Here is a 23,227-nt window from a genome sequence, read left to right on the forward strand (position 1 = left end):
GCGGCGACTGCCAGCAAACGGCCCCGGCGCCCGCCCCCTTCACCACGGGGAGTGTGCGCGGGCGGCAGCTGCCGGGGGTCGTGCCGCCTGCTCCTGCGGCCGCGCCGCGCGGCTCGGCCGCCGCCTCCAACGTCACCGCCATCGGCGGCCGGCCGGCCGCGACCGCGATCTCCGGCCAGACCGCGACCGCGCTCAAGCGCGACCCGGCGCCCGAGGAGGCCCTCAGCCACCTCGCCTGGGAGGCCCCCTCCCCGGCCCCGGCCGCCAAGACCGCCGACGCCCGCCGCATGGAGGCCCGCCTCAAGGGCTACGAGGGCGAAAGCTGCTCCGAATGCGGCAACTTCACCATGGTGCGCAACGGCACCTGTCTGAAGTGCGACACCTGCGGCTCGACGAGCGGCTGCAGCTAAGAGACCGGTCGGTCAGCAATGTGGAGGCGACCAAAGTTTCCACGAAATGTGACCCAGGTTTCTACGTGAAGACAAAAAGTCGCCTGGAAGCTGCTGGGGCGGCAAGTGGGACCCGTCGGGCGTTTTCGCCCGGCGGCGGACTTCTTCCAACGATAGAAAGTCGCCACCGAGACGCCCAGCTTGCGGCAGATCTCCTCGCCCAACGTCCCGTTCTCAGGGATGGCTAAACGGGTGTCACACCGCGGAAAGCCATGAAGACACTGGCTCCGTCCTCGCCGAACGCCATCACGTCATATCTCTCGGGAGCACGGCCCTCGACTTCCATACCCGGCGAGCCGATCGGCATGCCGGGCACCGCGAGGCCGTGGACCTTCGGACGCTGGGCCAGCAGGCGGGCGATGGCCGCGGCTGGGACGTGCCCTTCGAGGACGTAGCCGTCGATCTCGGCGGTGTGGCAGGACCTCAAGGCGATCGGGACCCCAAACTTCGCCTTGATCGCGTTGATGGCCGGAACAACTGCGACCTGCGCCTCGTAGCCGGCCGCCCGGACGTGCTCGAGCCACGCTTCGCAGCAGGCGCAGTTCGGATCCTTGTGGACCTTCATCACCTGAGCCGCCCTTGCAACGCCTGCAGCCACAAGCGGAGCGATCAAGGCGCCCACCACGAAACTTCTCCGGCCAATCTGCGTCATCGGTTCTCTCCTGCGCCAGACCCTCGTGGCCAGACCGGCCCGAGCGAGTCGCCGCTCGGTCCGTGGGCATGCCCGGAGTGGTCCTCGCCACCATGATCGTGCCCGGCATGGTCATTGTGTGCGCTCATCGTCGCCCCGTCCTCAACCGCGACCTTGGCGGGCGTCCCTCAGCATATGCTCGAAGAATTCGCGCCGCGCAGCGAAGTCGGGGGTCGACCTTGACGCAAACGGCCGTGAAGTCCGGGCGAGGAAAACCGAGGACAGAACGTTGCGCATCGGAGGGCTGATCGCGGGGGACAGCCGCCGCCAGCCGGCTCTTTAAGATCGCCGTAAGCTTCGACACCGACACGCGGCGCTCTTTGGTCGGAGAGCTCCGCTATGTCTTTCGATCGGTTCGTCGTCGCGGCCGGCATGGCTCTAAGCATCATTACGTCGACCGCGGCTTATGGGGCGGTGGACGCGCCGCCGCCTGCAGAGGAGGCGATCTCGCTGACCGCGAGCCGAGCATCGGACGGGATGCTCAAACTGTCTTGGACCCTTGCGCCCGGCGTGTACCTCTACCGCGACAAGATCGCGGCGACGTCGGGCGGCCGGCCGGTCCCGGTCGACACGCCGTCGCCGAAATCAAAAGGCGATCCGGCCTTCGGCGTCGTCGAGATTTACGACGCGAGCTTCACCGGGCTGATCAAGGACCGCCTCGTCGATGCGTCCTTGCCGCTTGAGGTGACCTATCAGGGCTGCGCGGAGCGAGGGATCTGCTATCCGCCGGTCACACAGCAGATCAACGTCGCCGAAATCGAGCAGCCTGGCGCGCCGACTTTCTTGACGTCCCGCCCGGCGCCTACCGCCGCCGACGATCGGGCGGCGGCTGAGTCCAGCCCCTCGCCGCGGATCGCGACTCCATCGTCTACGCTGGGCATCGGGTCCGATCTGCGAGGCGATCTCACGATCGTGCTGGCGACATTCTTCGGTCTCGGCCTGCTGCTGGCGCTGACGCCTTGCGTCTATCCGATGATCCCGATTCTCGTCGGCGTTCTTGCGCGTTCGGGCGAAGCGTTGTCGCCGCGGCGGGGGCTGGCGCTATCGCTCGCCTACGTGATGGCCATGGCGAGCGCGTACGCCGCGCTGGGCGTCGCTGCGGCCTGGACGGGGCAGAACCTGCAGACCACCCTGCAGACGCCTGCCGCGCTGACCGTGGCGAGCCTCGTCTTCGTCGGGCTCGCGCTGTCGATGTTCGACGTGTTCCAGCTGCAGGCGCCGTCAGCGATCGCGTCGCGGATCGCGCCGTTCGGGTCCCGGGCGCGAGGCTCCGTGCTCGGCGCCGCGTCGCTTGGCTTCGTTTCGGCGCTGATCGTCGGCCCTTGCGTGACGCCGCCGCTTGCCGCGGCGCTCGTCTATGTCGCCCAGACCGGCGAAGTCGCGCGCGGATCGTCCGCGCTCTTCGCACTCGGGCTCGGCATGGGCGCTCCGCTCGTGGCCGTCGGCGTCTTCGGCGCGAAGATCCTGCCGAAGTCGGGCGGGTGGCTGACGGGGATCAAACACGGCTTTGGCGTCGTGTTCCTTGGGGTCGCCATCGCTCTTGTCGGACGCGTCGCGCCGCCGGCCCTTACGCTGACGCTCTGGGCGCTGCTTGCGATCGGGCTCGGCGTATTCCTCGGCGCCTTCGAGGCCGTCGGAGGAGACGCCGCCGCCGGGCGGCGCCTCTCAAAGACCGCCGGCGTCGCCGCGGTCGTCTATGGCGCGACGCTGGTCGTCGGAGCGGCCTCCGGCGCCGACGACGCGCTGCGCCCGCTGTCGCGTCTTGCTGTAGCGCGGGCGCAATCCGAAACCCACTCGACGGGCGTCACCGTCGACAATGCCGAAGGACTGGCGGCCGCCTTGAAGGAGGCGCGCGCGTCCGGGCGCCCGAGCCTCGTCCTGTTCACCGCAGACTGGTGCGCAGCGTGCGCCGAGAACGAAGCCGCGATGGAGGCGAGCGGCGCGGTCCAGGCGAGGCTGCAAGACTTCGCGGTGATCAGGGTCGACGTTACTGACAACGATCCCGACGCCAAGGCCGTCATGAAAGACCAGAGGGTTGTCGGCCCACCAACAGCACTGCTCTACGACCGTATGGGCGCTGAACTGCCCGGTCTTCGCTCGATCGGCGCGATCGATCTGGAGGTCTTCCAAGAAAACCTGCGGCGGGCATCCGGTGGTTGAACGCAATCTTCAGGCGGCCGCTTCAGGCCGTCGCGCCGCGACGGCTGACCGCCCTGCGTCGAAAGCAATGCGCGCGATGAGCCCGGCCCGATCCGTGCGGTTCTGGAAGACCAGCCGGGCGCCGCATTGGTCCGCCGCCGCCGCCGCGATTGCGAGGCCGAGCCCCGCGCCCTCGCCGGTTGCGACCTTGGCTGATCCGCGAAAGAAACGTTGCGTTAGGCGATCAAGCTCTTCCTCTGGCGCGCCCGGCCCTTCGTCGACAACGTCCAGCACTGTCCCGCCGGAGCCGACGCGGCAGGCGACGACGCCCTGCGGCGGCGTGTGCTCGAGGGCGTTTTCGAGCAGGTTGCGCAACATCAGCAGGAGGTGCTCACGGGGAGCGCATATGGTCGCGGCGCGAGCGTCGCTCGTGACCTCCACCCGCGCCGACCCAGCGGGCCTCGAAAGTTCGAGCGCGTCCTGGATCGCGGCGCTGAGGGTGATCGTCTCTGGCGCCGCCCGGATCGCCTCGGCGTCCAGCCGGGCCAGCGCGAGAAGCTGGCTAACCAGTCGGCCCGTCCGGTCGACGGCCGACAGGATCTGCTTCAGCGCCCTGTCGCGGATAGCAGGCTCCTTCGCGGCCACGGCGATCTGCGCCTGCGTCTTCAGACCTGCGAGCGGCGTGCGCAGTTCGTGCGCGGCGAAGGCCGTGACGTCACGCTCGTGACGGCGCGCCCGCTCGACCTTGTCGAACAGCCCGTTCAAAGCGACCGTCAGAGGCCTGATTTCGGAGGGCGCCGCTCCGGCGTCGACCGGACTCATGTCCTCCGCGTCACGCCGAGCAAGTTCATGCGCGATACGGTTGAGCGGCTTCAGTCCCCGTCCTACGCTCGCCCAGATGATGAGGCCGAGCAGCGGCAGGATCAGCGCCGCGGGCCAGAGCAGCCCCTTGATGAGGTCCGCGACGAGCTTCTCGCGCAGGCCGAGCCGATCGCCGACCAGCACGCGGATCCCCTTGGCCTCGTCCTCAACCGCATAGACGCGCCACAACTCGCCGTTGACGACGCGCTCAGAGAACCCGGCGCCCCGGTCGCTGAGCTTCTGGTCCGGCGCGCCGCTCGACCGCGCGACGAGCCGGTCGTCAAGCGACCAGATCTGACATGACAGCTGCCGCTCGTAACCGCCGGGAGCTGGGAGCGTCGCGGGCGCGCCTGCGTCCGGCTTCGCCGGCATGTCGCCGCTCGCCACAAGGGACGCGACCATGCGCGCCGCTTCCTGCAGGCGGGTGTCGAGCACATGCTCGACCTCCTGGCGCGCGCCCACATAGATCCAGGCGGCGGCGATTAGCCAGAGCGCGCCGGTCGCCCCGATCAGCGTCGCGAACAGGCGGACGCGCAGCGAGCTCACGCGGGGCCTCCCATCCGATAGCCAAGGCCGCGCACGGTCTCGATCGCCTCCCGGCCGAGCTTCGCCCTGAGGTGGTGGACATGCACTTCGACGGCGTTGCTCTCGACCTCCTCCTGCCACCCATAGAGCCGGTCTTCGATCTCTGCGCGCGAGGCGATCGCGCCTCGCCGCTCCATGAGCGTCGACAGGACGGCGAACTCCCGGCGCGAGAGAGCGAGCGGCGCGCCGCCACGCGCCGCCGTCCTGGCCGCCGGATCGAGCGTCACGTCGCGCCAGGCGAGTATCGCGCTCGCCCGGCCGGCGCCACGTCGAGCGATCGCCCGGATCCGGGCCGCGAGTTCGTCGAGGTCGAACGGCTTGCCGAGATAATCGTCCGCGCCGGCGTCGAGACCATCGATCCGGTCAATGATGTCGTCGAGCGCTGTGAGCAGCAGGATCGGCGTCCGGTCGCCGCCGGCCCTCAGCCGCTTCAGCACGTCAAGACCGCAGCCGTCCGGCAGCATGCGGTCGAGCACCACGGCGTCGAAGGCGCTGGTCGCGAGCGCGGCTTCGGCATCTCCGCATGAGGAGACGACGTCACACGTCGCTCCGGCCAAGCCGAGACCGACCCTGAGGCCGTCAAGCAGCACGGGGTCGTCCTCAACGACCAGCACCCTCATCGTGATGGCTCCCGTTCGATCTGTCTTGTCCGTTTCGGTGCGGTTCGCCGCTTAAGCCTGGCTTAAGGCGGCTGAAGCCTCTGGCGCGGGTCTGAAGCAATCGCCGGAGCTCGATCTTCATGTTCTGCACGTTCGTCACCAGACGCTTCGCTTTCGCGTTCGTCCTCGCGCTAACGGCGGCGCTGCCGTCGATCGCCTTCGCCGATGACGCCGATGTCACCCGTGAGATGATCGTCAACGACCCGGCGGCTCCGATGGCCGGCAATCCGCAAGGGGACGTCACGATCGTGGCCTATTTCGACTACAACTGCCCCTTCTGCAAAAAGTCAGCGCCGGCGCTCGAGAAACTGGTGAAGTCGGACGGCAACGTCCGGGTGGTCTACAAGGACTGGCCGATCCTCACCGAAGCCTCGATCTATGGCGCGAAGCTTGCGCTGGCGGCGAAGTACCAAGGCAAGTACGACGAGGTCCACAAGGCGCTGATGTCGATCTCCGGGCGCAGAATCCCGGAGGCTCAGATGCTCGCCGCGGTGAAGGCGTCGGGCGTCGACATGGCTCGGCTCGAAGCTGACGCAAAGGCGTATGCGGCGGAAATCTCGGCGCTGCTCAAGCGCAACGACGCCCAGGCAAGGGGCCTTCGCCTGCAGGGCACGCCTGTCTATCTGATCGGACCGCTTCTGGTCGCCGCCGCGCCGGACTATGCGCAGTTCAAGGATGCCGTCGCCGAGGCGCGTAAGCGCGCCGACAAGCCGTCCTGACCGCGGAAGCCCATAGTCATGTCGGTTCCCGCCTGCTCCCGTAGGGCGATGATCATCGCTCTGCCGCTGCTGCTCAGCGCGTGCGCCAGCCTGCGCTCGCCGGTCCAGCCCGTCGGCGCGCCGCCGACGCCGCCCATCGATCCGTTTCAAGCCGCGCGCTATGGCGCGATGCCCGACGAGCCCTTTGAAATTCAGCCGGTCGATCTCAGAAAGATGGACCCGAAACACCTCAAGCAGGAAGTCGATTTCCCCACCGACCAGCCGCCCGGAACCATCGTGGTCGACCCGCATTCCCGCTTTCTCTATCTCGTCCGGGAGAACGGCAAGGCGCTCCGTTACGGTGTCGGGGTCGGCAAGGCCGGGCTCGAGTTCCAAGGCTCGGCGTCGATCCAGATGAAGCGGGAATGGCCCCGCTGGACGCCGACGCCCGACATGATCAGGCGGGAGCCCGAACGCTACGGCCCCTGGAGGGCCGGCATGGATGGCGGCGCGCGGAACCCGCTCGGCGCGCGCGCCCTTTATCTGTTCAAGGACGGCAAAGACACGCTCTATCGTATCCATGGCACCAACGAACCGCAGAGCATCGGCAAGGCGGTCTCGTCGGGCTGCATACGAATGCTGAACCAGGACGTCATCGATCTCTACGGCCGCGTGCCGCAAGGCTCGAAGGTCGTCGTGCTCTGACGCCGCCTTCGCTGGTTCGTCGAAGCTTGCCTGGCAACGGAGCTTCGGAGGGCGGAGGGAGGCATGAGACGCATCACGATCGCATTCTGGGCCACCCTTCTGCTCGCCGGAGCGCTGTGGCTCGCGGCCGATCCGGAGAGCCTGCGCCCGTCCGGCTTCTTCCCCCTCCGCGGCTCGATGGTTCAGCTCAGCGGCGTCCTGGCGATCATCTGCATGAGCCTCGCCATGATCCTCGCCACCCGCCCGAAATGGCCGGAGGGCTGGATGGGCGGGCTCGACAAGATGTACCGGCTGCACAAGTGGCTCGGCATCGGCGCCCTGGTCCTGGCCGTCGTGCACTGGCTCTGGTCGGAAGCGCCGAAATGGGCCGTGCGCCTCGGCTGGCTCGAGCGGCCGCAGCGCGGACCCCGGCCGGTTCCGGATCATGCGATCGAGCAATTCCTCCGAACGTGGCGGGGGACGGCGGAAACGATCGGCGAATGGGCCTTCTACGCTGCCGTGTTGCTGATCGCGGCGGCGCTCATCCACCGCATCCCGTACCGTCTGTTCTACAAGACGCACCGCCTGCTGGCTGTGGTCTACGTGGCCCTGGTGCTGCACGCGCTCATTCTGGTCCGGCCGGCATATTGGTTATCGCCGCTCGGCGTCGTGCTCGCGGTTTCCCTGGCATGGGCCACATGGGCCGCCCTGGTAGTGCTCTTCCGGCGCGTCGGCGCCGGTCGGAAGGCGGCCGGGACAATCGAGCGGTTGCACTACGATCCGGCCCTTCGCGTGATCGAGGGCATCGTTGACGTTCCGCAGGGTTGGCCCGGCCACAAGCCGGGGCAATTCGCTTTCGTCACCTCGGATGAGGACGAGGGAGCGCATCCATACACGATAGCGTCCGCCTGGCGCCCGTCCGACCACCGGCTGACCTTCATCGTGAAGGAGCTCGGCGACCATACGAGGCGCCTGCCGGACAGGTTGCGGATCGGGCAGCCGGTGACGGTTGAGGGACCCTACGGGTACTTCACCTTCGATGACGACTGTGCGCGCCAGATCTGGGTCGGCGGCGGCATCGGGATCACGCCCTTCATCGCCCGCATGAAGCAGTTGGCGATGGACCGGCGCGACTATCCGGACCGGCCGCACGGACAGGCGGTCGACCTGTTCCACGGCACGGCCGAATACAGCGAAGATGCGATCCGCAAACTGACCGCGGACGCGGCTGCCGCCGGAGTGCGCCTCCACGTCCTGCACGACCCCCGCGACGGAAGGCTTAGCGGCGACGCGATCCGGGCCGCCGTTCCCGGCTGGCAAGCGGCCAGCGTGTGGTTCTGCGGCCCCCCGGGCTTCGGGGCGGCGCTGCGAGACGACCTGGGGCGACATGGCCTGCGGGTCTCCGAGCGCTTCCATCAGGAACTGTTCGAGATGCGGTGAGTGCGCAGTCCGCCCGGCCGAAGCGGGCGGAAGGACGTTCGTGTCCGAGGAGGCGCGCTTGAGCTCGCGCGAGCTCCGCGCCGCTCAGATGGCGCGCCCCACAAGCGCGCCGATGAGTGCTGTCGCGCCCATCGCGACGGCGCCCCAGAAGGTCACGCGAAGCATCGGGCGCAGCACACCTGCCCCGCCCGCCCGTGCCCCGACGGCCCCGAGCACCGCCAGCCCGGCAAGGGAGCCGATCGACACCGCCGCGCCCGTCAGTTGCGTCGGAGCCAGCACGGCTATGACGAGAGGGAGAAGAGCCCCGCTTGCGAAGGTCGCGGCGGAGGTGAGCGCAGCCTGCACCGGTCGCGCGGCGACGTGCTCGGCAAGGCCGAGCTCGTCGCGGGCATGGGCGGCGAACGCGTCCTTCGCGGTCATTTGCTCGGCCACCTTGCGGGCGAGGTCGGGCTCGACGCCGCGTTCCACATAGATCTGCGTCAGCTCGTTCAGCTCGGCATCCGGCATGGTCGCGAGCTCATGCCGCTCGCGCTCGAGGTCGGCCTGTTCCGTATCGGCCTGGGAACTGACGGAAACATACTCGCCCGCCGCCATCGACATCGCGCCGGCGACGAGGCTTGCGATGCCGGCCACAATGACCTCGCCGGGCCCCTTCGCCGCGGCCGCGACACCGACCACCAGGCTGGCGGTCGAGATGATCCCGTCATTGGCGCCGAGCACGGCGGCGCGAAGCCAGCCGATCCGATGGATGAGGTGCGTTTCCCGATGCAAAGGGTGCATGTCGTCCCCTCGTGAACCCGACAACCCTATTCTCGCGGCGAAGAGGCGCAACGCGCGTCGCTCTCTCCCGTGCTCAGGCGAACCGGATTTCCTCCTGACGGCTGGGAGCATCGTCCCGATACCTCGGGCTCAGCGTCGCCCCGCCGCGTCGGACCGTCGCCGGATTCGCCAGCTGGGCGTCGGCGCTGCGCGCTCAGGCAAGACAAGAAGCGAGCAGGATCGCTCCCCCCGCCCTTGCGGGCATATGAGATCTCTCTAAATTAGCATTTGCTGTATTAATTAGCTCCGATGACCCGCTCCCCCGTTTCCCTCGATGATCTCGAGACCGCGACCGAAGTCGCGGACATCCTCCGTGCGCTCGCCAACGAGCGCCGGCTGATGATCGCCTGCAAGCTCGTGGAGTGGGGGGAGGCGAACGTCACGACGCTCGCGGGAGCCGTCGGGCTCTCGCAATCCGCTCTGTCGCAGCATCTGGCGAAGATGCGCGAGGAGGGAATTGTGACCTTTCGCCGGGAGAGCCAGACGCTCTGGTATCGGATCGCCGATCCCCGGATCGAGCAGCTTTTTGCGACCCTGCACGGGCTCTTCTGCAGCCCGAAAGCCACGGGCGCTTCGGAGTAGCCTCATGACCGCGTTCACACCTCTCTCAGCGCTGGCGGGCGGCCTGATGATCGGCGCCGCCGCCGCGCTCCTGCTGCTGCTGAACGGCCGGATCGCCGGGATCAGCGGCATCCTCGGGGGCCTCCTGCCGCCGCAGGCCGGCGACGCCGCATGGCGCGTCGCCTTCGTCGCGGGGCTCCTTCTCGCGCCGGTCGCCTACGCGGCGCTCGGCCATGCGACGCCGGCCGTTTCGCTCGAGGCCTCCACGCCGCTGCTCGTCGTCTCGGGGCTCCTCGTCGGGTTCGGCGCCCGGCTGGGATCGGGCTGCACCAGCGGGCACGGCGTCTGCGGCATCGGACGCGGGTCGCGCCGCTCGCTCGTCGCGACCGCGATCTTCATGGCGGTCGCCGTCGCGACCGTCTTCGTCACCCGCCACGTCCTCGGAGCCTGAGATGGCGCGCATCCTCTCCGCCTTCGCCATTGGCCTGCTCTTCGGCTTCGGCCTCCTCGCCTCGCAGATGGCGAACCCCGCTAAGGTGCTCGCCTTCCTGGACGTCTTCGGCGCCTGGGACCCGAGCCTCGCCTTCGTGATGGGCGGCGCCGTGATCGTCTCGTCCTTGGGCTATCTCGCGGCGCGCCGCCTGGGCCACGCCGTGCTGGCGCCCAAGCTCGACATCCCGAGCCGCCGGGACATCGACCCGCGCCTCGTCGCGGGCGCCGCGCTCTTCGGTCTCGGCTGGGGCCTTGTCGGGATCTGCCCCGGCCCCGCCCTGACGCTGCTGTCGATCCTCCCCCGCGAGGCCAGCATCTTCGTGGCCTCTATGCTCGTCGGGATGGCGCTGTTCCGGCTCGTGCCGCAGAGCGGGGTGGCGTCCACGCTCCGGGAGGCGGATGCGTGACCCTCCGCTCGTCACGGCGGGACGCCCGACAGCCCGTTGCCGGAGATCTCCCCGGACAACTGCCGGGAGGGGCGTCCTGGCTCTTACGGGGCTTCAAGGAGCGCGCTGCTGACTGCCTCCGGAAAGCAGGCGCCCTCAGCTTCTGAATAGGGTCAGCCGCAGCCGGTCTTCAGCAGCCGCTTGGCGCCAGCAAAGAAGGATGCGATTCGTCCGGTTTTCCTCGGTCCTAAGGAGAACACTGCCGGACTCTCGATGTTCCGCTTCTGCTTGGCGCCTTTAATCCGCGGCCCAACATGGCGCGGGCGCTGATCCGTCCTAGTTGTCCGCCAACAAGCAGACAACCCAGGAAGATTGCGATGGCCACCATAGATGCGGCGTCGATCGTTCAAGCCCGCAGAACGGTTCTTGCGGCCTTGAACGAAGCATTCGCTGACCACACCAGTCGGGGCTTCAAGCCCTACGAATTCGGATCCGATGTCTCCCCGTTGATCAACGCCTTCGCCGCTTTGGCGATCCTCGAACAAGAGGAGCCCTCTGAGCCTGGCGCAGCAAGCCGCTCCGATGATTGAGGCGGCCCGGCCTGGCGGGCGGACTGTTCCAAGACGGCCACCGGAACGCCGAGGAACCGCGCCTCGGCTGAAGATCCCTCGCTAGAAAGTGACGACGGCCGCGGACGACGGGAGGCGGGTGCGCATCCGGCGTCAGCCTTCGACATGAGCGAGGGCTGGCGTGGCGGGTGCTCGGCGCGGATCGGACGAGCAGTCGTCATCGGGGCTCGCGCCCCCGACGACCTTGTAATTTTTCCATCTATAAGAAAGAGCGGTCGCTTCTTCCAAGTATTCCAAGTTGAAGCCCATCAACTCTCTTGATCGCATCTTGTCTGGCGCAAGGTCTTTGCCCTAAACGGCTCGGGCAAATCGGGGCTTCGCGTTATGACCAGACTTCTCCTTGCCGCCGCGGGCGTCGCGGCGGGTGTGGGCGCTTACGTCTTTTCGTGTGCGGCTTCAGCTCAACCGCAGATGGCCGAGAACAATGCGCTCGACACGCGGCGACTGGAGCCAAGTGCGGACTCCGAGCCGCTGGAAGAGATTTCAGTCACGGCTACACGGCAGCCGACGCAGGTGCTCGACGTGCCAGGCGTTGTATCCGTCACCACACGCAAGCAGATCGACGAGCGGCAGATCCGCGACGCTCAGGACCTGGTGCGCTACGAACCTGGCATCAACGTGCCGCGGCAGACCTCGGGCACGGATCCATTCGGCAACCTCGGGTCGTTTAACATCCGCGGGGTGTCCGGCAACCGCGTGCAGATCCAAGTCGACGGGACACGTGTCCAGGAGCAGATCACCGACGGCAACCGCGGCTTCTTCGACTTCCCGACGCTAAAGGCGGTGGAGATCCAGCGCGGCCCCGGATCGGTGCTCTGGGGGGCGGACGCGCTCGGCGGCGTGGTGTCGTTCCGCACGCTCGACCCCGGGGATCTGCTAGACGGAACGAGGCCGGTCGCCGGCCGGACGGAGACCTCCTTCGACAGCTTCAATGACCGCTTCAGCAAGACCGGCATGGCGGCGTCCCAGCTGACGCCGGAACTGCAGGCGATCTTGATCCTGAACCAGGCGAGTTACCACGAGGGCAAGCTCCGCAAGGCGCGCGCGGACGGCGGCGACTGGGGATGCCCACGCGTCCCGGATGCAATCCGCTGCGACGAACTGAACCCGCTCGACGGCACGTCGTGGAACGCGCTCAGCAAATTTGTCTGGACGCCGACCGACGACCACAAAGTTACGTTGACAGGCGAGATCTTCGACTCGACTGGCAAGATCCAGCAGTTGTATGATTACGGACTTCAGCCGACCGGCGCCTTCAACGGCGAATACGAACGCAAGCAGGACCAGACGCGCGAGCGTCTGTCGCTTGCGCATGAATGGAACGTCGGGACGACGTGGCTGGACCAGCTGCGCTGGCAGGTCTCGTTCTCGCCGCAGAAGCGGGAGCTGAATTCCGATCGGTTCACGCGCACCGCGCTTGGCGTCGAGCGTCGGACCTACGATCTCCTGAGATACGAGGAGAAGTTCCTGCAAGGCGACCTGCAACTGACCTCGGTCGCCGAGACTGGGCCAGTCAGCCACCGCTTCACCTACGGCTTCCAGGGCGACTTCACGAAGACGAATTATGAGCGGCGGACGCTTGTCACCGACATCGCCACGGGCGTGACCACGCCCGGCGTTGTCAGCGGCTTCGCCAACGCCGAAACTATGCGCGGCGATCTTTACCTGCAGGACGAGATCAAGCTCTTCGGCGACCGGCTGAAGGTCACGCCGGGCGCGCGATGGGCGAACTACCAGATCGATCCGAAGGGAGGCGTCTACACGCCGATCCCCGGCTTCGGCGATCCCGAGAAGCAGAACTCCAGCAGACTGATCCCGCAGATCGGCGCGCTCTACAAGCTGACCGACGAGTACTCGGTCTACGGACGCTACGCCGAGGGCTTCAAGATGCCGACGGCGCAACAGCTCTACACGTCCTCGCCTGGCGTCGCCTTCAACCTCATCCCGGCCCCCGACCTCAAGCCTGAAAGCGTCAAGTCCTATGAGGCCGGATTGCGGGCTCAGTATGGTGCGTCAGACTATTTCCAAGAAGCGTGGTTCTCGGCAGGCGTCTTCAAGGCGGATTATGCCAATTTCATCCAGAGTTTCTACAACGTCCCTGGCACCAACGACTATACCTACCGCAACCTGTCCCAGGTTAAGATCTGGGGCCTCGAGGCGTCCGGCGAGGTGCGGCTGTCCGATCGCTGGTCCGTCAACGGCACGTTGTCCTGGCAACGCGCGAACCAGCGCGCGGAACGCGGCGCGGCCAAGACGCCATTCGACGGCGCGATCCCGTTGGTCGGCGTGCTCGGCGTAAAGTGGCGCGATCCCGCGCTCGGGCTCGAGATCGAGGGCGTCGGCACCTTCGCGCAAGGGGTGAAGCGTGCGAGCTCCGACGGCCAAGACCTGCCGGAAACGCTGCAGATCTTCAAGCCGGGCGGCTACGCCGTATTCGACCTGTTCGCCAACTGGTCCCCCCCGATCGCGGTTTCGGGCTCGATCAGGGCGGTGACGTTCCGCGGCGCGATTCTGAACATGTTCGACAGGCGCTACTTCAAGACGCCGCTGCCCTACACGTTCAACGTCAGGCCCTCGAGCGCGGTCGCGATCTCCAACCCTCTGGAGCTTCAGACCGCGCCCGGCCGGACCTTCAAGATCAGCGCCTCCGTCGACTTCTGATCGCACGCGTCGTCGCCCGCGCGAGCGACACCTGTTCCTCATTGGAGATTCATCATGACCGAACCTGCCACCCGGCCGGAGCGCGAAGCGCTGCCCATTGCGCCGCGCGAACTCATCGACCGCCTGCCGCTGCTCGGCCGCGCAATGCTCACCGCTACCAAGGGCGGCGCGACGCATGAGCGGATAGGCCTGGTCCAGAAAACGGCGGTGGAGGGCGACGCTGCCTTGCTTTCGGGCGATTGCCACGACGCGCGCATCGATCTCGGCACCCTCGCGCGCGTCGTTGCGGACCGCTCCGGCAAAATGAAGGACCGCGTGCTGCCGCGGTTGGAGTTCCAGACCGCGGACGGCGAAACGGTCTTCAGCGTGATTGCGCTGGACGGGATCGAGCCGTTCGAGGCGGCGCTCGCCTCGACCCCCGTCGGAAAGAGCCTGCCGCCAAAAGAGAAGCCCGCCGCGGGCCCAGCTGAACTCGCGGAGGATGACCCGGGTCAGGCGCCCTTCGCCGCGGCCCGCGACGCCGGCGGCGAGGTCACGATCGCGCTCGCGCTGCCGGGGCTGGCCCAGCGTTGGCGCGGCCGCGTCGCCGAGATCACGCCGGCGATGGGCTTCATCAACGTGATGACTTCGGACTTCCACCTGCACCTACGCGGCGGCGCTATCGCGTCGTGGAGGCGAGAGGAAATGGAGGACGGGCTCATGTTCTCGGCCGAGGATCATCTCGGCGCACCGACCGGCCTCACCATTTCTGGCCCCGCATCATCGTTTTCGGCATGATCCGCGAGGTTCCTCACGCCCGCGCCGCCTGGCTTGACCCCATGACCGGCGCGCCAGTAGAGCAGGGCGAACTGCTGCGCGGCCTCGCGGCCAAGCGCGCAGTCCTGCTCGGCGAGACCCATGACGTTGCGGAGATCCACCGGTGGCAGCTGCAGGTCACGACCTGCCTTCATCTGCTGCAGCCGCGGCTCGCGGTCGGATTCGAGATGTTTCCGCGGCGCCTTCAGGGCGCGCTCGACGCCTGGGTCGACGGCGCATTCACTACGCAGGAATTTCTCGAGGCCTGCGAGTGGCGATCAGTTTGGGGATTTGATCCCGAACTCTACCTGCCGCTGCTTCACTTCTGCCGGCAGCAACGCGTTCCGATGATTGCGCTAAACTGCCGCCGCGCCCTCGTGACCGAAGTCGGCCGCGACGGCTGGGACGGGATCCCAGAGGCTGAGCGCGACGGGCTGACGCCGTCTTCGCCGGCGCAGCCCGCCCATCGCGAATGGCTGTTCGGGCTCGTCGACGGAAAGCGCATAGGCGGAGCGGCCTCGGCCGCGGATCCCGGCTTTGACCGCTTCGTGCGCGCGCAGCAGGCGTGGGACCGCGCCTTCGCCTGCAACATCGAACGCGCCCTGGCAGAAGATCGAGCAACGCTCGTGGTCGGGATCATCGGTCGCGGGCATCTGGAATACGGATACGGCACGCCGTTTCAGCTCGCGGACCTCGGCGTGAACGACGTCGCCGTCCTGCTGCCGAACGAGGAGCCGACGCTGAGGGTGCAGCCGGACCGGAAGCGCGCCGACGCGATCTTCCGGCTTGATCGGCCGGAGCCGCCGTCCTCGTTGAGGTCGACGCCGCCCGGCCGGATCTCGGCGTGAGGCGGTTCGATGATCGCGTTCCTCCGCCGCCTGCTCCGACTTCTGCGGCTGTGCGCCTCCGGGGCGCGGGGCCGGATCGGGCTGGTCTATCTCGTGGCCGTGCTGGCGCTCGGCTTTGCCGGCATCTGGATTTCCGTCCGCATCATCGCCTGGAACGCGGCCTTCTATAACGCGCTCCAGCAGGTGAACGGCGCGGAGATCCTGGCGCAGATCGGCGTCTTTGGTCTGCTCACCGCCGCGAGCGCGACGCTCTATCTCGTGGGCCGCTATTTGCAGAAGTTGCTGGAAATCACTTGGCGGCAGCGGATCACCGAAATCGCGCTGGATCGGTGGTTGCGGGACCAAGCCTACTGGCGGCTGCGCGCCGGCAATGGGTCGGAGGTGGAGATCGACAACCCTGACCAACGCATCGCCGACGACTGCCGGATCTTCGTGGAGCGCGCCACCGGCGAAGGCCTGGAGTTCATCCAGGCCCTCGTCGCAGTCGTGTCCTACTTTGCGGTGCTGTGGGGCCTTTCAACCTTCACGCTTGCCTTCGACGTGGGGGGCGTCAACGTCGAGATTCCGCGTTACATGGTGTGGGCCGCGCCGATCTACGTGGCGCTCGCGAGCGGGCTGACGCACTGGTTGGGCGCCCCGCTGAAGCTGCTGAACTTCGAGCAGCAGAAGCGCGAAGCCAACTTCCGCTTCGCTCTCGCGCATCTCAGGGAAGCGGCGGAGGCCGTTGCGTTGCACCGGGGAGAAGCGGCGGAGCGACGGAGCCTCGACGTCCACTTCGCCGCGATCGCTGCGAACTGGCGCAGCCTCATCAGGCGCGAATTCATCCTTGGCTGCTTCACGCGGCCCTACATGCAGACCGTCCTGCGCATCCCTATGTTCCTGGCGCTGCCCGCCTTCATCGCCGGCAAGGTGACGCTGGGCGGTCTCATGCAGGTTGCGTCGGCGTTCTCCAATGTGGTGACGACGCTGTCGTGGTTCATCTTCTCCTACCGCGATCTTGCGGAACTTGCGGCGACCGCAAGCCGTCTCGATCAGTTCTTGCTGGAAACCGACACGGCCGCCGCCGGCAAGACGGGAGCGCTGTCCGTTTTCCCCTCAGCGGACGGCGCTCTGCGGCTGAAGGGCGTGAGGCTCGAAGCGCCGAACGGCGACGTAATCGCGCAACTGCCCGACTTAACCGCCACGCCAGGGTCGTGTTTGTGGATCAAGGGTCCATCGGGCCTTGGCAAGAGCACGCTCATCAAGGCCATTGCGGGGCTCTGGCCGCACGGCGCTGGAACGATCGAGCGCCCCAGCGGAATACTGGCCTTCCTTCCGCAGCGTCCTTACACGCCGCTTGGCGGGATAACCGCCGCGGCGCTCTATCCCGCGCCGGAGGACGAGAACGCGGCCGAGCGAGCGCGACGCGTGCTTGAGGGACTCGGTCGCGATCCTGAGAGTGAACAATCGAGCTCCTCGGCGTCCGCACAGCTTGGTCTCTCTGGCGGCGAACTCCAGAAGCTCGCGCTCCGCCGGCTAATGGAGGAGCGCCCTGACTGGGCGTTTCTCGACGAACCGACCAGCGCGATGGATGAGGAGAGCGAACGCTCCGCGCTCGTGGCGCTCAGGGCGACGCTTCCTCGTTCAGCGCTCGTGATCGTTTCGCACCGACGGCCCGCAGGCCTGGAAGAAGTCATAGAACTCGATCTCGGCAGCTGCAGGCGGAGCTGAAGTCCTTTTTCGTCTGCGAGGCTTTCCGCCCTTCTCTGAGCTTGGGCAGCATCTGCTTCCAGCAAATCCGCTTTGCCGCTCGCGGCCGACCCGCAGCGATCCCGATCGGTCAGGACCAACTCGCATTCCACATGTGCGAAGAGGCGAACTAAAGGTGCATGCTCCTCCGTCGACATCAGCGAAGGGTCAGCAGCACTCGAGGCCAAGGCCACTGCTGAGAGATGCCGCCACAGCGCGCCAACGCGATGGAACCCGACCTGGCAAGCGGATCCTCCCGCGCGGGGAGCAGATCCGGACCGCGGAACGGATTCAACACCGGGTCACTCGGATCCCGCTTCGCGCTTGGCCACCAACCCGTGATCCGAATCTGCCCGGCCTGAAGCCCTGCGCGCTCACGACGATTTCAAGCACTTCTACTGGACGGCGAGAACCGGAGCGCGCCGGGATCTTCCCAACTTTGGGTCCGGTTCTCAGGCGGCTCCAAAATGCCAGAACCCTTCTCGGCGCTCGGGCATCTCTCGAGCGCTGGGAGGCTGAACGTTCCGGGCGGCCTTGTGGCTGCCCGGAATAGCCTTGAGCACGTCGCCAGCGTGCAACGGCTTGAACGATCGACGCCGCATCGGTGGCGGTCATCGCTGTTTGCTTTTCTGGCAGACCATCAGACGGATCGCCCCCTCGCGCGATCCCAGCGCCGGGCCGCAGGCGCCAGGCAGAAGCGGAACATCCAGAACCCGGCAGTGTTCTCCCTCCCATCAAGGGAGACGAGATGGATCGCATCTTTCAGCGACCATGGTCATCACCGCGCCCGGGCGCACGGCGATGAGCGTTGCGTCCGCGCGCCAAAACGGGCGGCGTCTCCAAAGGACCGTAAAGCTGCGCCCCTCGGCCGGCCCAAGGCGGCGAGGCGCCAACCTCGCAGAACGCAGGAGACGTCATATGACCACCACCTCCAGGATCGGGCTCGCCGCCCTGCTCTCGCTCGTCCTCGCTTCTCCGGCGCTGGCCGACCGCGCCGGCCCCGACTGGATCAGCGCCGAGCAGGCGACCCAGAAGGCCAAGGCCGCGGGTTACTCCTCCGTCACGAAGATCGAGGCCGATGACGGCCACTGGGAGGCCAAGGGCGTCAAGAACGGCCGCGTCTACGAGTTTCACATCGACCCGAAGACCGGCGCGATCTCGAACGAGCATCTCGACGACTAGGCACGTCTCTAAGGTCCCGGCTCATCGGAGCCGGGACGGAGCGCATCCAAAAGCCATCGCGGCGCTTGCGCAGCGGGCCGCGGACTGCCCATCAGAGCCGGAGACGCGGCGGCGAAGCCGCGGAGGCCTGTCGCGTCACTTGACGATCATCACCACGACGCCGCGCCCTGCCTTGGAGTCGAGTTCGGCCGCAGTCAGCTTCCCGTCCTTGTTCGCGTCGGCTTGCGCAAAGCGCGCCCGGGCGATGGTGAGCCACTCATCCATCTCGAGCGTCTCGTCGCCATCCTTGTTGACGCTCTTCCACTCCTCCTCGGTGACCCGGCCCTTGACCTCGTCCGGCTCGAGCGTGGAATCGCCGTCCGGATTGATCGCCCCGAAAGTCTTCTGCGCGAGCGCAATGACTTCCGTCATCTCCAGCGTATCGTCGCCATCCGTATTGAGCTTCTTGAGGATGTCGGCGCCACTCGCCTTGGTCATCGTCTCTGCCGCGAGCGCAGGCGTGAGCGCGAGTAAAGCAGAAGCTACAAGGGCGGCGGCGACTTTTCCGGTCTGCATGTTACCTCTCCCGATATAAGAGCTTCATGGCCGTTTATTATGTCGCGGTGGGCCGCCTCGCCACCGCCAGCAAAAGCGCCTGCTGAACAAGAAAGCGCGAGCGCGCCGGCTGGCCAAACGACCACCGGAACAGGCTTCAGGAAGGCGCCCGTCCCAGAGGGCGCCAGGCGCCTCCCGGTCGTCGCCCGCGCCGGTCCTGGCGGGAAGCCGCGCACGCCGGCTTCCTTCAAGGCGCCGTGGGGAGCCCGCGCTGCAGCGCTCCGACGCGCGCCGCCATCCTTTCAGGCCGGGTCAGCGGCTTGAGATCGTCGCCGTGGATCTCGTAGGCTGCGGCGCGTTTCACCGCCACGAGACGCTGGTCGCCGAACCGGTCGAGCAGCGACTGGAAGGATGCGTGGCGTTCCGGATCGAACGGCGCCGGAAGGCCGCGCGCGTCGCGATACGGGTGGGGTGGCGCAAAGCCGCCGCAAGGCGCGAGATGTTCCGGGATCGGAGCGTTGGCGGCGTGGGTGCGGCCGGTGCGCATCAGCTTCGGCAACACGTGGGTGTGCGGGCCAGGCGGTGTGGTCGCGCCTTCCGCAGGGATCGGCTGAAAAACCTCCGCCCTGCCGATCCGGGTCATGAACACCCGGTGTGGGCTGGCCTTCAGCACCGCCGTGAGCGCACCGTGCGAGGCGTCGAAGAAGGACCGGCCTTCGGCCCGCCTCAGGATATCGATCAGCCTGAGGTCGCTCGTCCGGACGCAGGCGTCGACCTGAGGCCTGTCGAGCCCGAGATCGAACAGAAGACACCGACGGTCGTCCGCCCGCACTGCCTGGTGGTCACGCCCAAGCTCTGTGATGACCTTCCGCCGGTTCATGGCGCAGGCGTCCCTCGGCAGGCAGAGCGCGACATGATGGCCCCACGACTTCGCCCGGCTCGCCGCGGTCTCGTAGGCGAAGAGCGCGAGATCCGCCGTCGCCTCGAGGCGAATGGCGCCGCGGGCGGTGAACGCTGCGAGGCCGCCATCGTCGGGAAACGCGACCGGCTCGTCGGCGTCGCGCATGAACTCGGCGACGACGCCGAAGGTCCCGATGTGCCAGTGGGTTTCGGGCGAGCGGAGATGGCGCTCGAGCAGCGCCTGCACTTCGGTCATCGGTTTCTCTCCAAATGCGGATCGATCCGCCGCCAGGGGGCGACCAGCGGCTCGCCATGGGCGACGGCGCGCGCCAGCGTGACCCCGTAGGCGGCGGCCGCGGCGCTGTCGGTGAGCACCGCGGCCGGCGCGCCGTCGCCGATCACGCGGCCGCCCGCCATCAGCACGAGGCGGTCGCAGAAGCGGCTCGCGAGCGTGAGATCGTGGAGCACCACGACGACGCCTATGCCGCGCCGCGCCGCTTCGTGAAGCCGCTCCATCACGCCGAGCTGATGAGCGGGGTCCAGCGCCGCGACCGGCTCATCGGCCAGCAGCCATTCGCTCTCCACCGCGAGGGCCCGCGCGAGGAGAACGCGAGCGCGCTCGCCGCCTGAAAGCGCGCTCATAGGGCGTTCGCGGAAAGCGCAGGCGTCAGCCGCCCGGAGCGCGCGGTCCACGGCGGCGGCGTCGCCGGCCGCCGCGGCGCGGCCGAAGCGGCGATGCGGGAGGCGCCCGAGCCCAACCACGTGGTCAGCGCGCAGCGGCCAGTGCGCCTCCGAGGTCTGCTCCAGGTAGGCAAGGCGCCTCGCCATCGTCCGGCGGCCGATGTCCGCGAGCGTTCGGCCGCCGTAGCGCACGGCCCCCTCGTCGGGCTCGCGCAGCCCGGCGAGCGCGCGGAACAGCGTGGTCTTGCCGGCGCCGTTCGGCCCGATCAGCCCGACAAGCTCACCCGGCCGCAGGATCAGCGAGACGCGATCGACACGCGCGACGCCGCCAAGCCGGACAGTGAGGTTTTCAGCAGCGATCTCCATCACGCCTCCCGCCTCAGCCGCCACAGCAGCAAGAGGAAGAAGGGCGCGCCGATCAGCGCCGTGACGACGCCGAGCTTCAGCTCCGGCCGCACCCCGACCACCCGGACCGCGATGTCGGCGGCGAGCACGAGGGCCGCGCCGCCGAGGCCGGAGACGAGCAGCAGCCGTCCCGGCCTGCCGCCGACGAGGGGGCGCAGGAGGTGCGGGACGACGAGACCGACGAAGCCGATCGCGCCCGTCACCGCGACCGCCGGACCAACGGCGAGCGCGGTCCCGACAATGAGCAGCAGCCTCACCCGGGCCATGTGGAAGCCGAGGCTGGTCGCCGTGTCCTCGCCGAGCGACAGCGCGTCAAGCGCGGGGCCGCACACAAGGATCATGAGCCAGCCGGCGATAAGCAACGGCGCGGCGAACTGAACGTGCGTCATGCTTCGGTCGGCCAGCGACCCCATCAGCCAGAACATCACCTCGGTCGCCGCGTAGGGGTTCGGCGAGAGGTTGAGCGCGAGCGCCGTCAGCGCGCCCGCAAGGCTGCTGATGGCGACGCCCGCGAGGATCAGCGTCATGGTCGCCGAACCGCGGCCCGCAAGCGCATAGAGCAGCGCCACCGCGACGCCGGCTCCCAGAATGCCGCCGGTGGGCAGCGCCAGGCCGAAGCTCGCCGAGAGGCCGGAGTAGAACGCCATCACCGCGCCGAAAGCGGCCGCGCCCGAGACGCCGATCACGCCGGCGTCCGCCAGAGGATTGCGGAGCAGACCCTGCATCGCGGCGCCCGCGAGCCCAAGGCTGAAGCCGACCAGGGCGCCGATGATCGCGCGCGGCAGGCGCAACTCCATCAGCACGAGCGCGCCGAGCGAGGTTCTGCCTGCGAGAAGATCGGCCAGCGCGCCGCCGACGTCGATCGTCGCGTAGCCGATCCTTACGGACGCGACGAAGGCCACGAGCACGAGCGCCGCGAGCGCGCCCGCCAGCGGGGCGTAAGGCGGGGACGGGCTCACGGCGCGCTCCCCGCCGCGTCGACGAGGATGTCGTAGGCGTCGGCGATGCTCGGCCCGTAGCAGGTCCAGAGTCTTGGCGGGATCTTCACGACGCGGACCCGGTCGCCGAGCTTCGCGAGGATCGGGTGGCTCAGAACTTCGGTGGCAATCGCCGGCGGGCCGGCCCGGTCCCCGTCGACGATCAGCAGGTCGACGCCGGCCAGTATGATCGTCTCGAGCGGCAGCTGGCCGTAGGTGTCGAGCTTCAGCTCCGCCGCGACGTTCACGAGCCCGGCGCGCCGCATCAGCTCGTCGCTGAGCGAGCCAGGGCCGGCCGTAAAGCCGTTGGGGCGGAGAACCGCAGCCCGCAGCTTCGGCGTGCGGACAGGAGTGGGGCGCGACATCCGACGCTCGAGTTCGGCGATCATCGCATCGCCGCGGTCGCCATGACCGATCGCGTCGGCGACCCGGCGGATCTCGGCCTTCACCTGATCGAGCGTGCCGGGCGCGTCGGCGTCCACTACGGGCACGCCGATGCGCCTGAGCACCGAAACGGCGGCTCGGGCGGTGTAGCGGCCGGCGAGCACAAGATCGGGCCTCGCGGCGACGACCTCCTCGGCGAAGCCGTGGTTCTGCGGCACGTCCATGACGCGGTCCGCCACGTTCGATCCGGCCGACGCCGCCGACAGCCAGCTCACCGATGCGACCTGCGCAGGATCGGCCAGCTGGACCAGCAGTTCGTCGGTGCAGAGGTTGATCGAGACGACCCGGGCGGGCGCGGCGGCCGCGGCCGATCCACACCAGAGGCCAAGGCACGCCGCCGCCAGGACGAACGCGAGAAAGCGCTCAGCCATGGGCGAAGCCGCGCCCCTCTTCGTCGAGCGCCTCCGGGTCGCGGCCGAGCCAGCGCTTCGAGACCGCCCGCCACGTCGCCAGTCGCGAAAAGTCCGGCGTCGCTGAGAGGCTGTCGTCGTCCTCGATGAAGGGGTTGGCGAAGAAGATCGAGATCATGGGCTCGCCGGCCCCGTTCCACATCTCGAAGCCCCACGTCGCCGGCTTGCCGTCGCGGCCATATCCGCGAAACAGCTGCGCCTTCGAGGGCTTCCGTCGCAGCGTCAGTTCTGGCGCGACCGGAAAGCGCTCCGAGCCACGGTTCTCGCCTATGCACAGATGGAAGTGGCCGCCATGGCCGAACATGACGGTGAGGTAGCCGTCCGTCAGGCCGATCTTTTGCGGAGCGCCGGGGCATCGCCACTCATAGGCCGCGCCCTCGATCAGCGGGCCGAACCGTATGCCCGCCCAGTGGTTCTCGAACACGTCGCGCAGGAACGCTTCGAGCGTGGCCTCATCGGCGCCGAGCGCCCAGATCTCACGCCTCACGGCGCCCTGGTCGTCGCGGATGATCTCGGTCGGCTCGCGCCGCGAAAAACTCTCTTCAGGCATTGCGCCACCCGGGTCTTGA

23 protein-coding genes and 2 pseudogenes are annotated in these 23,227 nt (G+C 68.0%); 14 read left to right on the forward strand and 11 right to left on the reverse strand.

The genetic code is table 11. From position 1 onward, the window contains the following. Window positions 1-410, forward strand: a pseudogene (locus tag GGR24_RS14180) (vitamin B12-dependent ribonucleotide reductase); the annotation flags it as partial. On the opposite strand, the gene GGR24_RS17945 reads toward GGR24_RS14180, so the two are convergent. Next, a complete protein-coding gene (locus tag GGR24_RS17945; protein ID WP_183396039.1) occupies window positions 407-613 on the reverse strand; it encodes a transposase in 207 nt (68 codons plus the stop codon). The pseudogene GGR24_RS14180 and the gene GGR24_RS17945 sit on opposite strands and share 4 nt — an antisense overlap. A 20-nt stretch (window positions 614-633) precedes the next feature. Beyond that, window positions 634-1,101 (reverse strand): DUF411 domain-containing protein, encoded by a 468-nt coding sequence (locus tag GGR24_RS14190; protein ID WP_183396040.1) that lies wholly within the window; start codon window positions 1,099-1,101, stop codon window positions 634-636. 378 nt (window positions 1,102-1,479) lie between these two features. Between GGR24_RS14190 and dsbD the strand changes: the two genes are divergently transcribed. After that, a complete protein-coding gene (gene dsbD, locus GGR24_RS14195; RefSeq protein ID WP_246398510.1) occupies window positions 1,480-3,300 on the forward strand; it encodes a protein-disulfide reductase DsbD in 1,821 nt (606 codons plus the stop codon). A gap of 9 nt (window positions 3,301-3,309) precedes the next feature. On the opposite strand, the gene GGR24_RS14200 is transcribed toward dsbD, so the two are convergent. Both GGR24_RS14200 and GGR24_RS14205 read right to left on the reverse strand, forming a co-directional pair. After that, complete coding sequence (locus GGR24_RS14200; protein WP_183396041.1) at window positions 3,310-4,686, reverse strand: ATP-binding protein; 1,377 nt, start codon at window positions 4,684-4,686, stop codon at window positions 3,310-3,312. Further along, complete coding sequence (locus GGR24_RS14205) at window positions 4,683-5,345, reverse strand: response regulator (RefSeq protein ID WP_183396042.1); 663 nt, start codon at window positions 5,343-5,345, stop codon at window positions 4,683-4,685. Before GGR24_RS14205 ends, GGR24_RS14200 begins: the two co-directional genes overlap by 4 nt. Before the next feature lie 119 nt (window positions 5,346-5,464). Between GGR24_RS14205 and GGR24_RS14210 the strand changes: the two genes are divergently transcribed. The 3 genes and pseudogenes from GGR24_RS14210 (at window position 5,465) to GGR24_RS14220 (ending at window position 8,206) form a co-directional block, all read left to right on the forward strand. Beyond that, complete coding sequence (locus GGR24_RS14210; RefSeq protein ID WP_183396043.1) at window positions 5,465-6,103, forward strand: DsbA family protein; 639 nt, start codon at window positions 5,465-5,467, stop codon at window positions 6,101-6,103. A gap of 18 nt (window positions 6,104-6,121) precedes the next feature. Beyond that, window positions 6,122-6,784 (forward strand): annotated as a pseudogene (locus GGR24_RS14215) (L,D-transpeptidase family protein); the annotation flags it as partial. 66 nt (window positions 6,785-6,850) lie between these two features. Beyond that, window positions 6,851-8,206, forward strand: coding sequence for a ferredoxin reductase family protein (locus GGR24_RS14220; RefSeq protein ID WP_183396044.1), 1,356 nt, complete (start codon window positions 6,851-6,853; stop codon window positions 8,204-8,206). An 84-nt stretch (window positions 8,207-8,290) separates the two neighbouring features. On the opposite strand, the gene GGR24_RS14225 is transcribed toward GGR24_RS14220, so the two are convergent. Next, on the reverse strand, window positions 8,291-8,986 hold the full coding sequence (locus GGR24_RS14225) for a VIT1/CCC1 transporter family protein (RefSeq protein ID WP_183396235.1): 696 nt from the start codon (window positions 8,984-8,986) through the stop codon (window positions 8,291-8,293). A gap of 288 nt (window positions 8,987-9,274) precedes the next feature. On the opposite strand from GGR24_RS14225, the gene GGR24_RS14230 reads away from it, so the two are divergent. The 9 genes from GGR24_RS14230 (at window position 9,275) to GGR24_RS14270 (ending at window position 18,307) form a co-directional block, all read left to right on the forward strand. Next, on the forward strand, window positions 9,275-9,607 hold the full coding sequence (locus GGR24_RS14230) for an ArsR/SmtB family transcription factor (RefSeq protein ID WP_183396045.1): 333 nt from the start codon (window positions 9,275-9,277) through the stop codon (window positions 9,605-9,607). A 4-nt stretch (window positions 9,608-9,611) separates the two neighbouring features. Then, window positions 9,612-10,037 (forward strand): YeeE/YedE family protein, encoded by a 426-nt coding sequence (locus GGR24_RS14235; protein WP_183396046.1) that lies wholly within the window; start codon window positions 9,612-9,614, stop codon window positions 10,035-10,037. A gap of 1 nt (window position 10,038) precedes the next feature. Then, window positions 10,039-10,485: a DUF6691 family protein gene (locus GGR24_RS14240; protein WP_183396047.1), complete on the forward strand. Its 447-nt coding sequence runs from the start codon at window positions 10,039-10,041 to the stop codon at window positions 10,483-10,485. Between the two features lie 356 nt (window positions 10,486-10,841). After that, on the forward strand, window positions 10,842-11,054 hold the full coding sequence (locus GGR24_RS14245; RefSeq protein ID WP_183396048.1) for a hypothetical protein: 213 nt from the start codon (window positions 10,842-10,844) through the stop codon (window positions 11,052-11,054). A gap of 450 nt (window positions 11,055-11,504) precedes the next feature. Continuing rightward, window positions 11,505-13,754, forward strand: coding sequence for a TonB-dependent hemoglobin/transferrin/lactoferrin family receptor (locus GGR24_RS14250; protein WP_183396049.1), 2,250 nt, complete (start codon window positions 11,505-11,507; stop codon window positions 13,752-13,754). 54 nt (window positions 13,755-13,808) lie between these two features. After that, window positions 13,809-14,531, forward strand: a complete 723-nt coding sequence (locus GGR24_RS14255; protein WP_183396050.1) for a ChuX/HutX family heme-like substrate-binding protein — start codon at window positions 13,809-13,811, stop codon at window positions 14,529-14,531. A 41-nt stretch (window positions 14,532-14,572) separates the two neighbouring features. After that, complete coding sequence (locus GGR24_RS14260; protein WP_210286208.1) at window positions 14,573-15,397, forward strand: ChaN family lipoprotein; 825 nt, start codon at window positions 14,573-14,575, stop codon at window positions 15,395-15,397. Between the two features lie 9 nt (window positions 15,398-15,406). Continuing rightward, the gene (locus GGR24_RS14265; protein WP_183396052.1) at window positions 15,407-17,107 is read left to right on the forward strand and encodes an ABC transporter ATP-binding protein/permease; all 1,701 of its coding nucleotides are present in this window, start codon (window positions 15,407-15,409) and stop codon (window positions 17,105-17,107) included. A 936-nt stretch (window positions 17,108-18,043) separates the two neighbouring features. Then, window positions 18,044-18,307 (forward strand): PepSY domain-containing protein, encoded by a 264-nt coding sequence (locus GGR24_RS14270; RefSeq protein ID WP_183396053.1) that lies wholly within the window; start codon window positions 18,044-18,046, stop codon window positions 18,305-18,307. A gap of 135 nt (window positions 18,308-18,442) precedes the next feature. Here GGR24_RS14270 and GGR24_RS14275 read toward each other — a convergent pair whose 3' ends face one another. The 6 genes from GGR24_RS14275 to GGR24_RS14300 form a co-directional block, all read right to left on the reverse strand. Then, window positions 18,443-18,862, reverse strand: coding sequence for an EF-hand domain-containing protein (locus GGR24_RS14275; protein WP_183396054.1), 420 nt, complete (start codon window positions 18,860-18,862; stop codon window positions 18,443-18,445). Window positions 18,863-19,088: 226 nt separating this feature from the next. Beyond that, window positions 19,089-19,997 carry a DUF6925 family protein gene (locus tag GGR24_RS14280; protein ID WP_183396055.1) on the reverse strand — a complete coding sequence of 303 codons (909 nt, stop codon included), beginning with the start codon at window positions 19,995-19,997 and terminating at the stop codon, window positions 19,089-19,091. Further along, window positions 19,994-20,788 carry an ABC transporter ATP-binding protein gene (locus GGR24_RS14285; RefSeq protein ID WP_183396056.1) on the reverse strand — a complete coding sequence of 265 codons (795 nt, stop codon included), beginning with the start codon at window positions 20,786-20,788 and terminating at the stop codon, window positions 19,994-19,996. The genes GGR24_RS14280 and GGR24_RS14285 overlap by 4 nt, the downstream gene beginning before the upstream one ends. Further along, window positions 20,788-21,786: a FecCD family ABC transporter permease gene (locus GGR24_RS14290; RefSeq protein WP_183396057.1), complete on the reverse strand. Its 999-nt coding sequence runs from the start codon at window positions 21,784-21,786 to the stop codon at window positions 20,788-20,790. The genes GGR24_RS14285 and GGR24_RS14290 overlap by 1 nt, the downstream gene beginning before the upstream one ends. Next, window positions 21,783-22,619 (reverse strand): ABC transporter substrate-binding protein, encoded by an 837-nt coding sequence (locus tag GGR24_RS14295; protein WP_183396058.1) that lies wholly within the window; start codon window positions 22,617-22,619, stop codon window positions 21,783-21,785. The genes GGR24_RS14290 and GGR24_RS14295 overlap by 4 nt, the downstream gene beginning before the upstream one ends. Continuing rightward, window positions 22,612-23,208: a DUF7676 family protein gene (locus GGR24_RS14300; protein ID WP_183396059.1), complete on the reverse strand. Its 597-nt coding sequence runs from the start codon at window positions 23,206-23,208 to the stop codon at window positions 22,612-22,614. The genes GGR24_RS14295 and GGR24_RS14300 overlap by 8 nt, the downstream gene beginning before the upstream one ends. Between the last annotated feature and the right edge of the window lie 19 nt (window positions 23,209-23,227).

Source organism: Hansschlegelia beijingensis (genome assembly GCF_014196425.1).
GTDB lineage: Bacteria > Pseudomonadota > Alphaproteobacteria > Rhizobiales > Methylopilaceae > Methylopila > Methylopila beijingensis.

What these genes read in the sequence shown, in the direction of transcription:
- GGR24_RS14260 (WP_210286208.1), top strand. Translation starts at nt 14,573, where the DNA reads ATGACCGGCGCGCCAGTAGAGCAGGGCGAACTGCTGCGCGGCCTCGCG.
- GGR24_RS14255 (WP_183396050.1), top strand. Translation starts at nt 13,809, where the DNA reads ATGACCGAACCTGCCACCCGGCCGGAGCGCGAAGCGCTGCCCATTGCG.
- GGR24_RS14210 (WP_183396043.1), top strand. Translation starts at nt 5,465, where the DNA reads ATGTTCTGCACGTTCGTCACCAGACGCTTCGCTTTCGCGTTCGTCCTC.
- GGR24_RS14275 (WP_183396054.1), bottom strand. Translation starts at nt 18,862, where the DNA reads ATGCAGACCGGAAAAGTCGCCGCCGCCCTTGTAGCTTCTGCTTTACTC.
- GGR24_RS14265 (WP_183396052.1), top strand. Translation starts at nt 15,407, where the DNA reads ATGATCGCGTTCCTCCGCCGCCTGCTCCGACTTCTGCGGCTGTGCGCC.
- GGR24_RS14280 (WP_183396055.1), bottom strand. Translation starts at nt 19,997, where the DNA reads ATGACCGAAGTGCAGGCGCTGCTCGAGCGCCATCTCCGCTCGCCCGAA.
- GGR24_RS14295 (WP_183396058.1), bottom strand. Translation starts at nt 22,619, where the DNA reads ATGGCTGAGCGCTTTCTCGCGTTCGTCCTGGCGGCGGCGTGCCTTGGC.
- GGR24_RS14240 (WP_183396047.1), top strand. Translation starts at nt 10,039, where the DNA reads ATGGCGCGCATCCTCTCCGCCTTCGCCATTGGCCTGCTCTTCGGCTTC.
- GGR24_RS14235 (WP_183396046.1), top strand. Translation starts at nt 9,612, where the DNA reads ATGACCGCGTTCACACCTCTCTCAGCGCTGGCGGGCGGCCTGATGATC.
- GGR24_RS14230 (WP_183396045.1), top strand. Translation starts at nt 9,275, where the DNA reads ATGACCCGCTCCCCCGTTTCCCTCGATGATCTCGAGACCGCGACCGAA.
- GGR24_RS14285 (WP_183396056.1), bottom strand. Translation starts at nt 20,788, where the DNA reads ATGGAGATCGCTGCTGAAAACCTCACTGTCCGGCTTGGCGGCGTCGCG.
- GGR24_RS14225 (WP_183396235.1), bottom strand. Translation starts at nt 8,986, where the DNA reads ATGCACCCTTTGCATCGGGAAACGCACCTCATCCATCGGATCGGCTGG.
- GGR24_RS14300 (WP_183396059.1), bottom strand. Translation starts at nt 23,208, where the DNA reads ATGCCTGAAGAGAGTTTTTCGCGGCGCGAGCCGACCGAGATCATCCGC.
- GGR24_RS14245 (WP_183396048.1), top strand. Translation starts at nt 10,842, where the DNA reads ATGGCCACCATAGATGCGGCGTCGATCGTTCAAGCCCGCAGAACGGTT.
- GGR24_RS14205 (WP_183396042.1), bottom strand. Translation starts at nt 5,345, where the DNA reads ATGAGGGTGCTGGTCGTTGAGGACGACCCCGTGCTGCTTGACGGCCTC.
- GGR24_RS14220 (WP_183396044.1), top strand. Translation starts at nt 6,851, where the DNA reads ATGAGACGCATCACGATCGCATTCTGGGCCACCCTTCTGCTCGCCGGA.
- dsbD (WP_246398510.1), top strand. Translation starts at nt 1,480, where the DNA reads ATGTCTTTCGATCGGTTCGTCGTCGCGGCCGGCATGGCTCTAAGCATC.
- GGR24_RS14250 (WP_183396049.1), top strand. Translation starts at nt 11,505, where the DNA reads ATGGCCGAGAACAATGCGCTCGACACGCGGCGACTGGAGCCAAGTGCG.
- GGR24_RS14270 (WP_183396053.1), top strand. Translation starts at nt 18,044, where the DNA reads ATGACCACCACCTCCAGGATCGGGCTCGCCGCCCTGCTCTCGCTCGTC.
- GGR24_RS14190 (WP_183396040.1), bottom strand. Translation starts at nt 1,101, where the DNA reads ATGACGCAGATTGGCCGGAGAAGTTTCGTGGTGGGCGCCTTGATCGCT.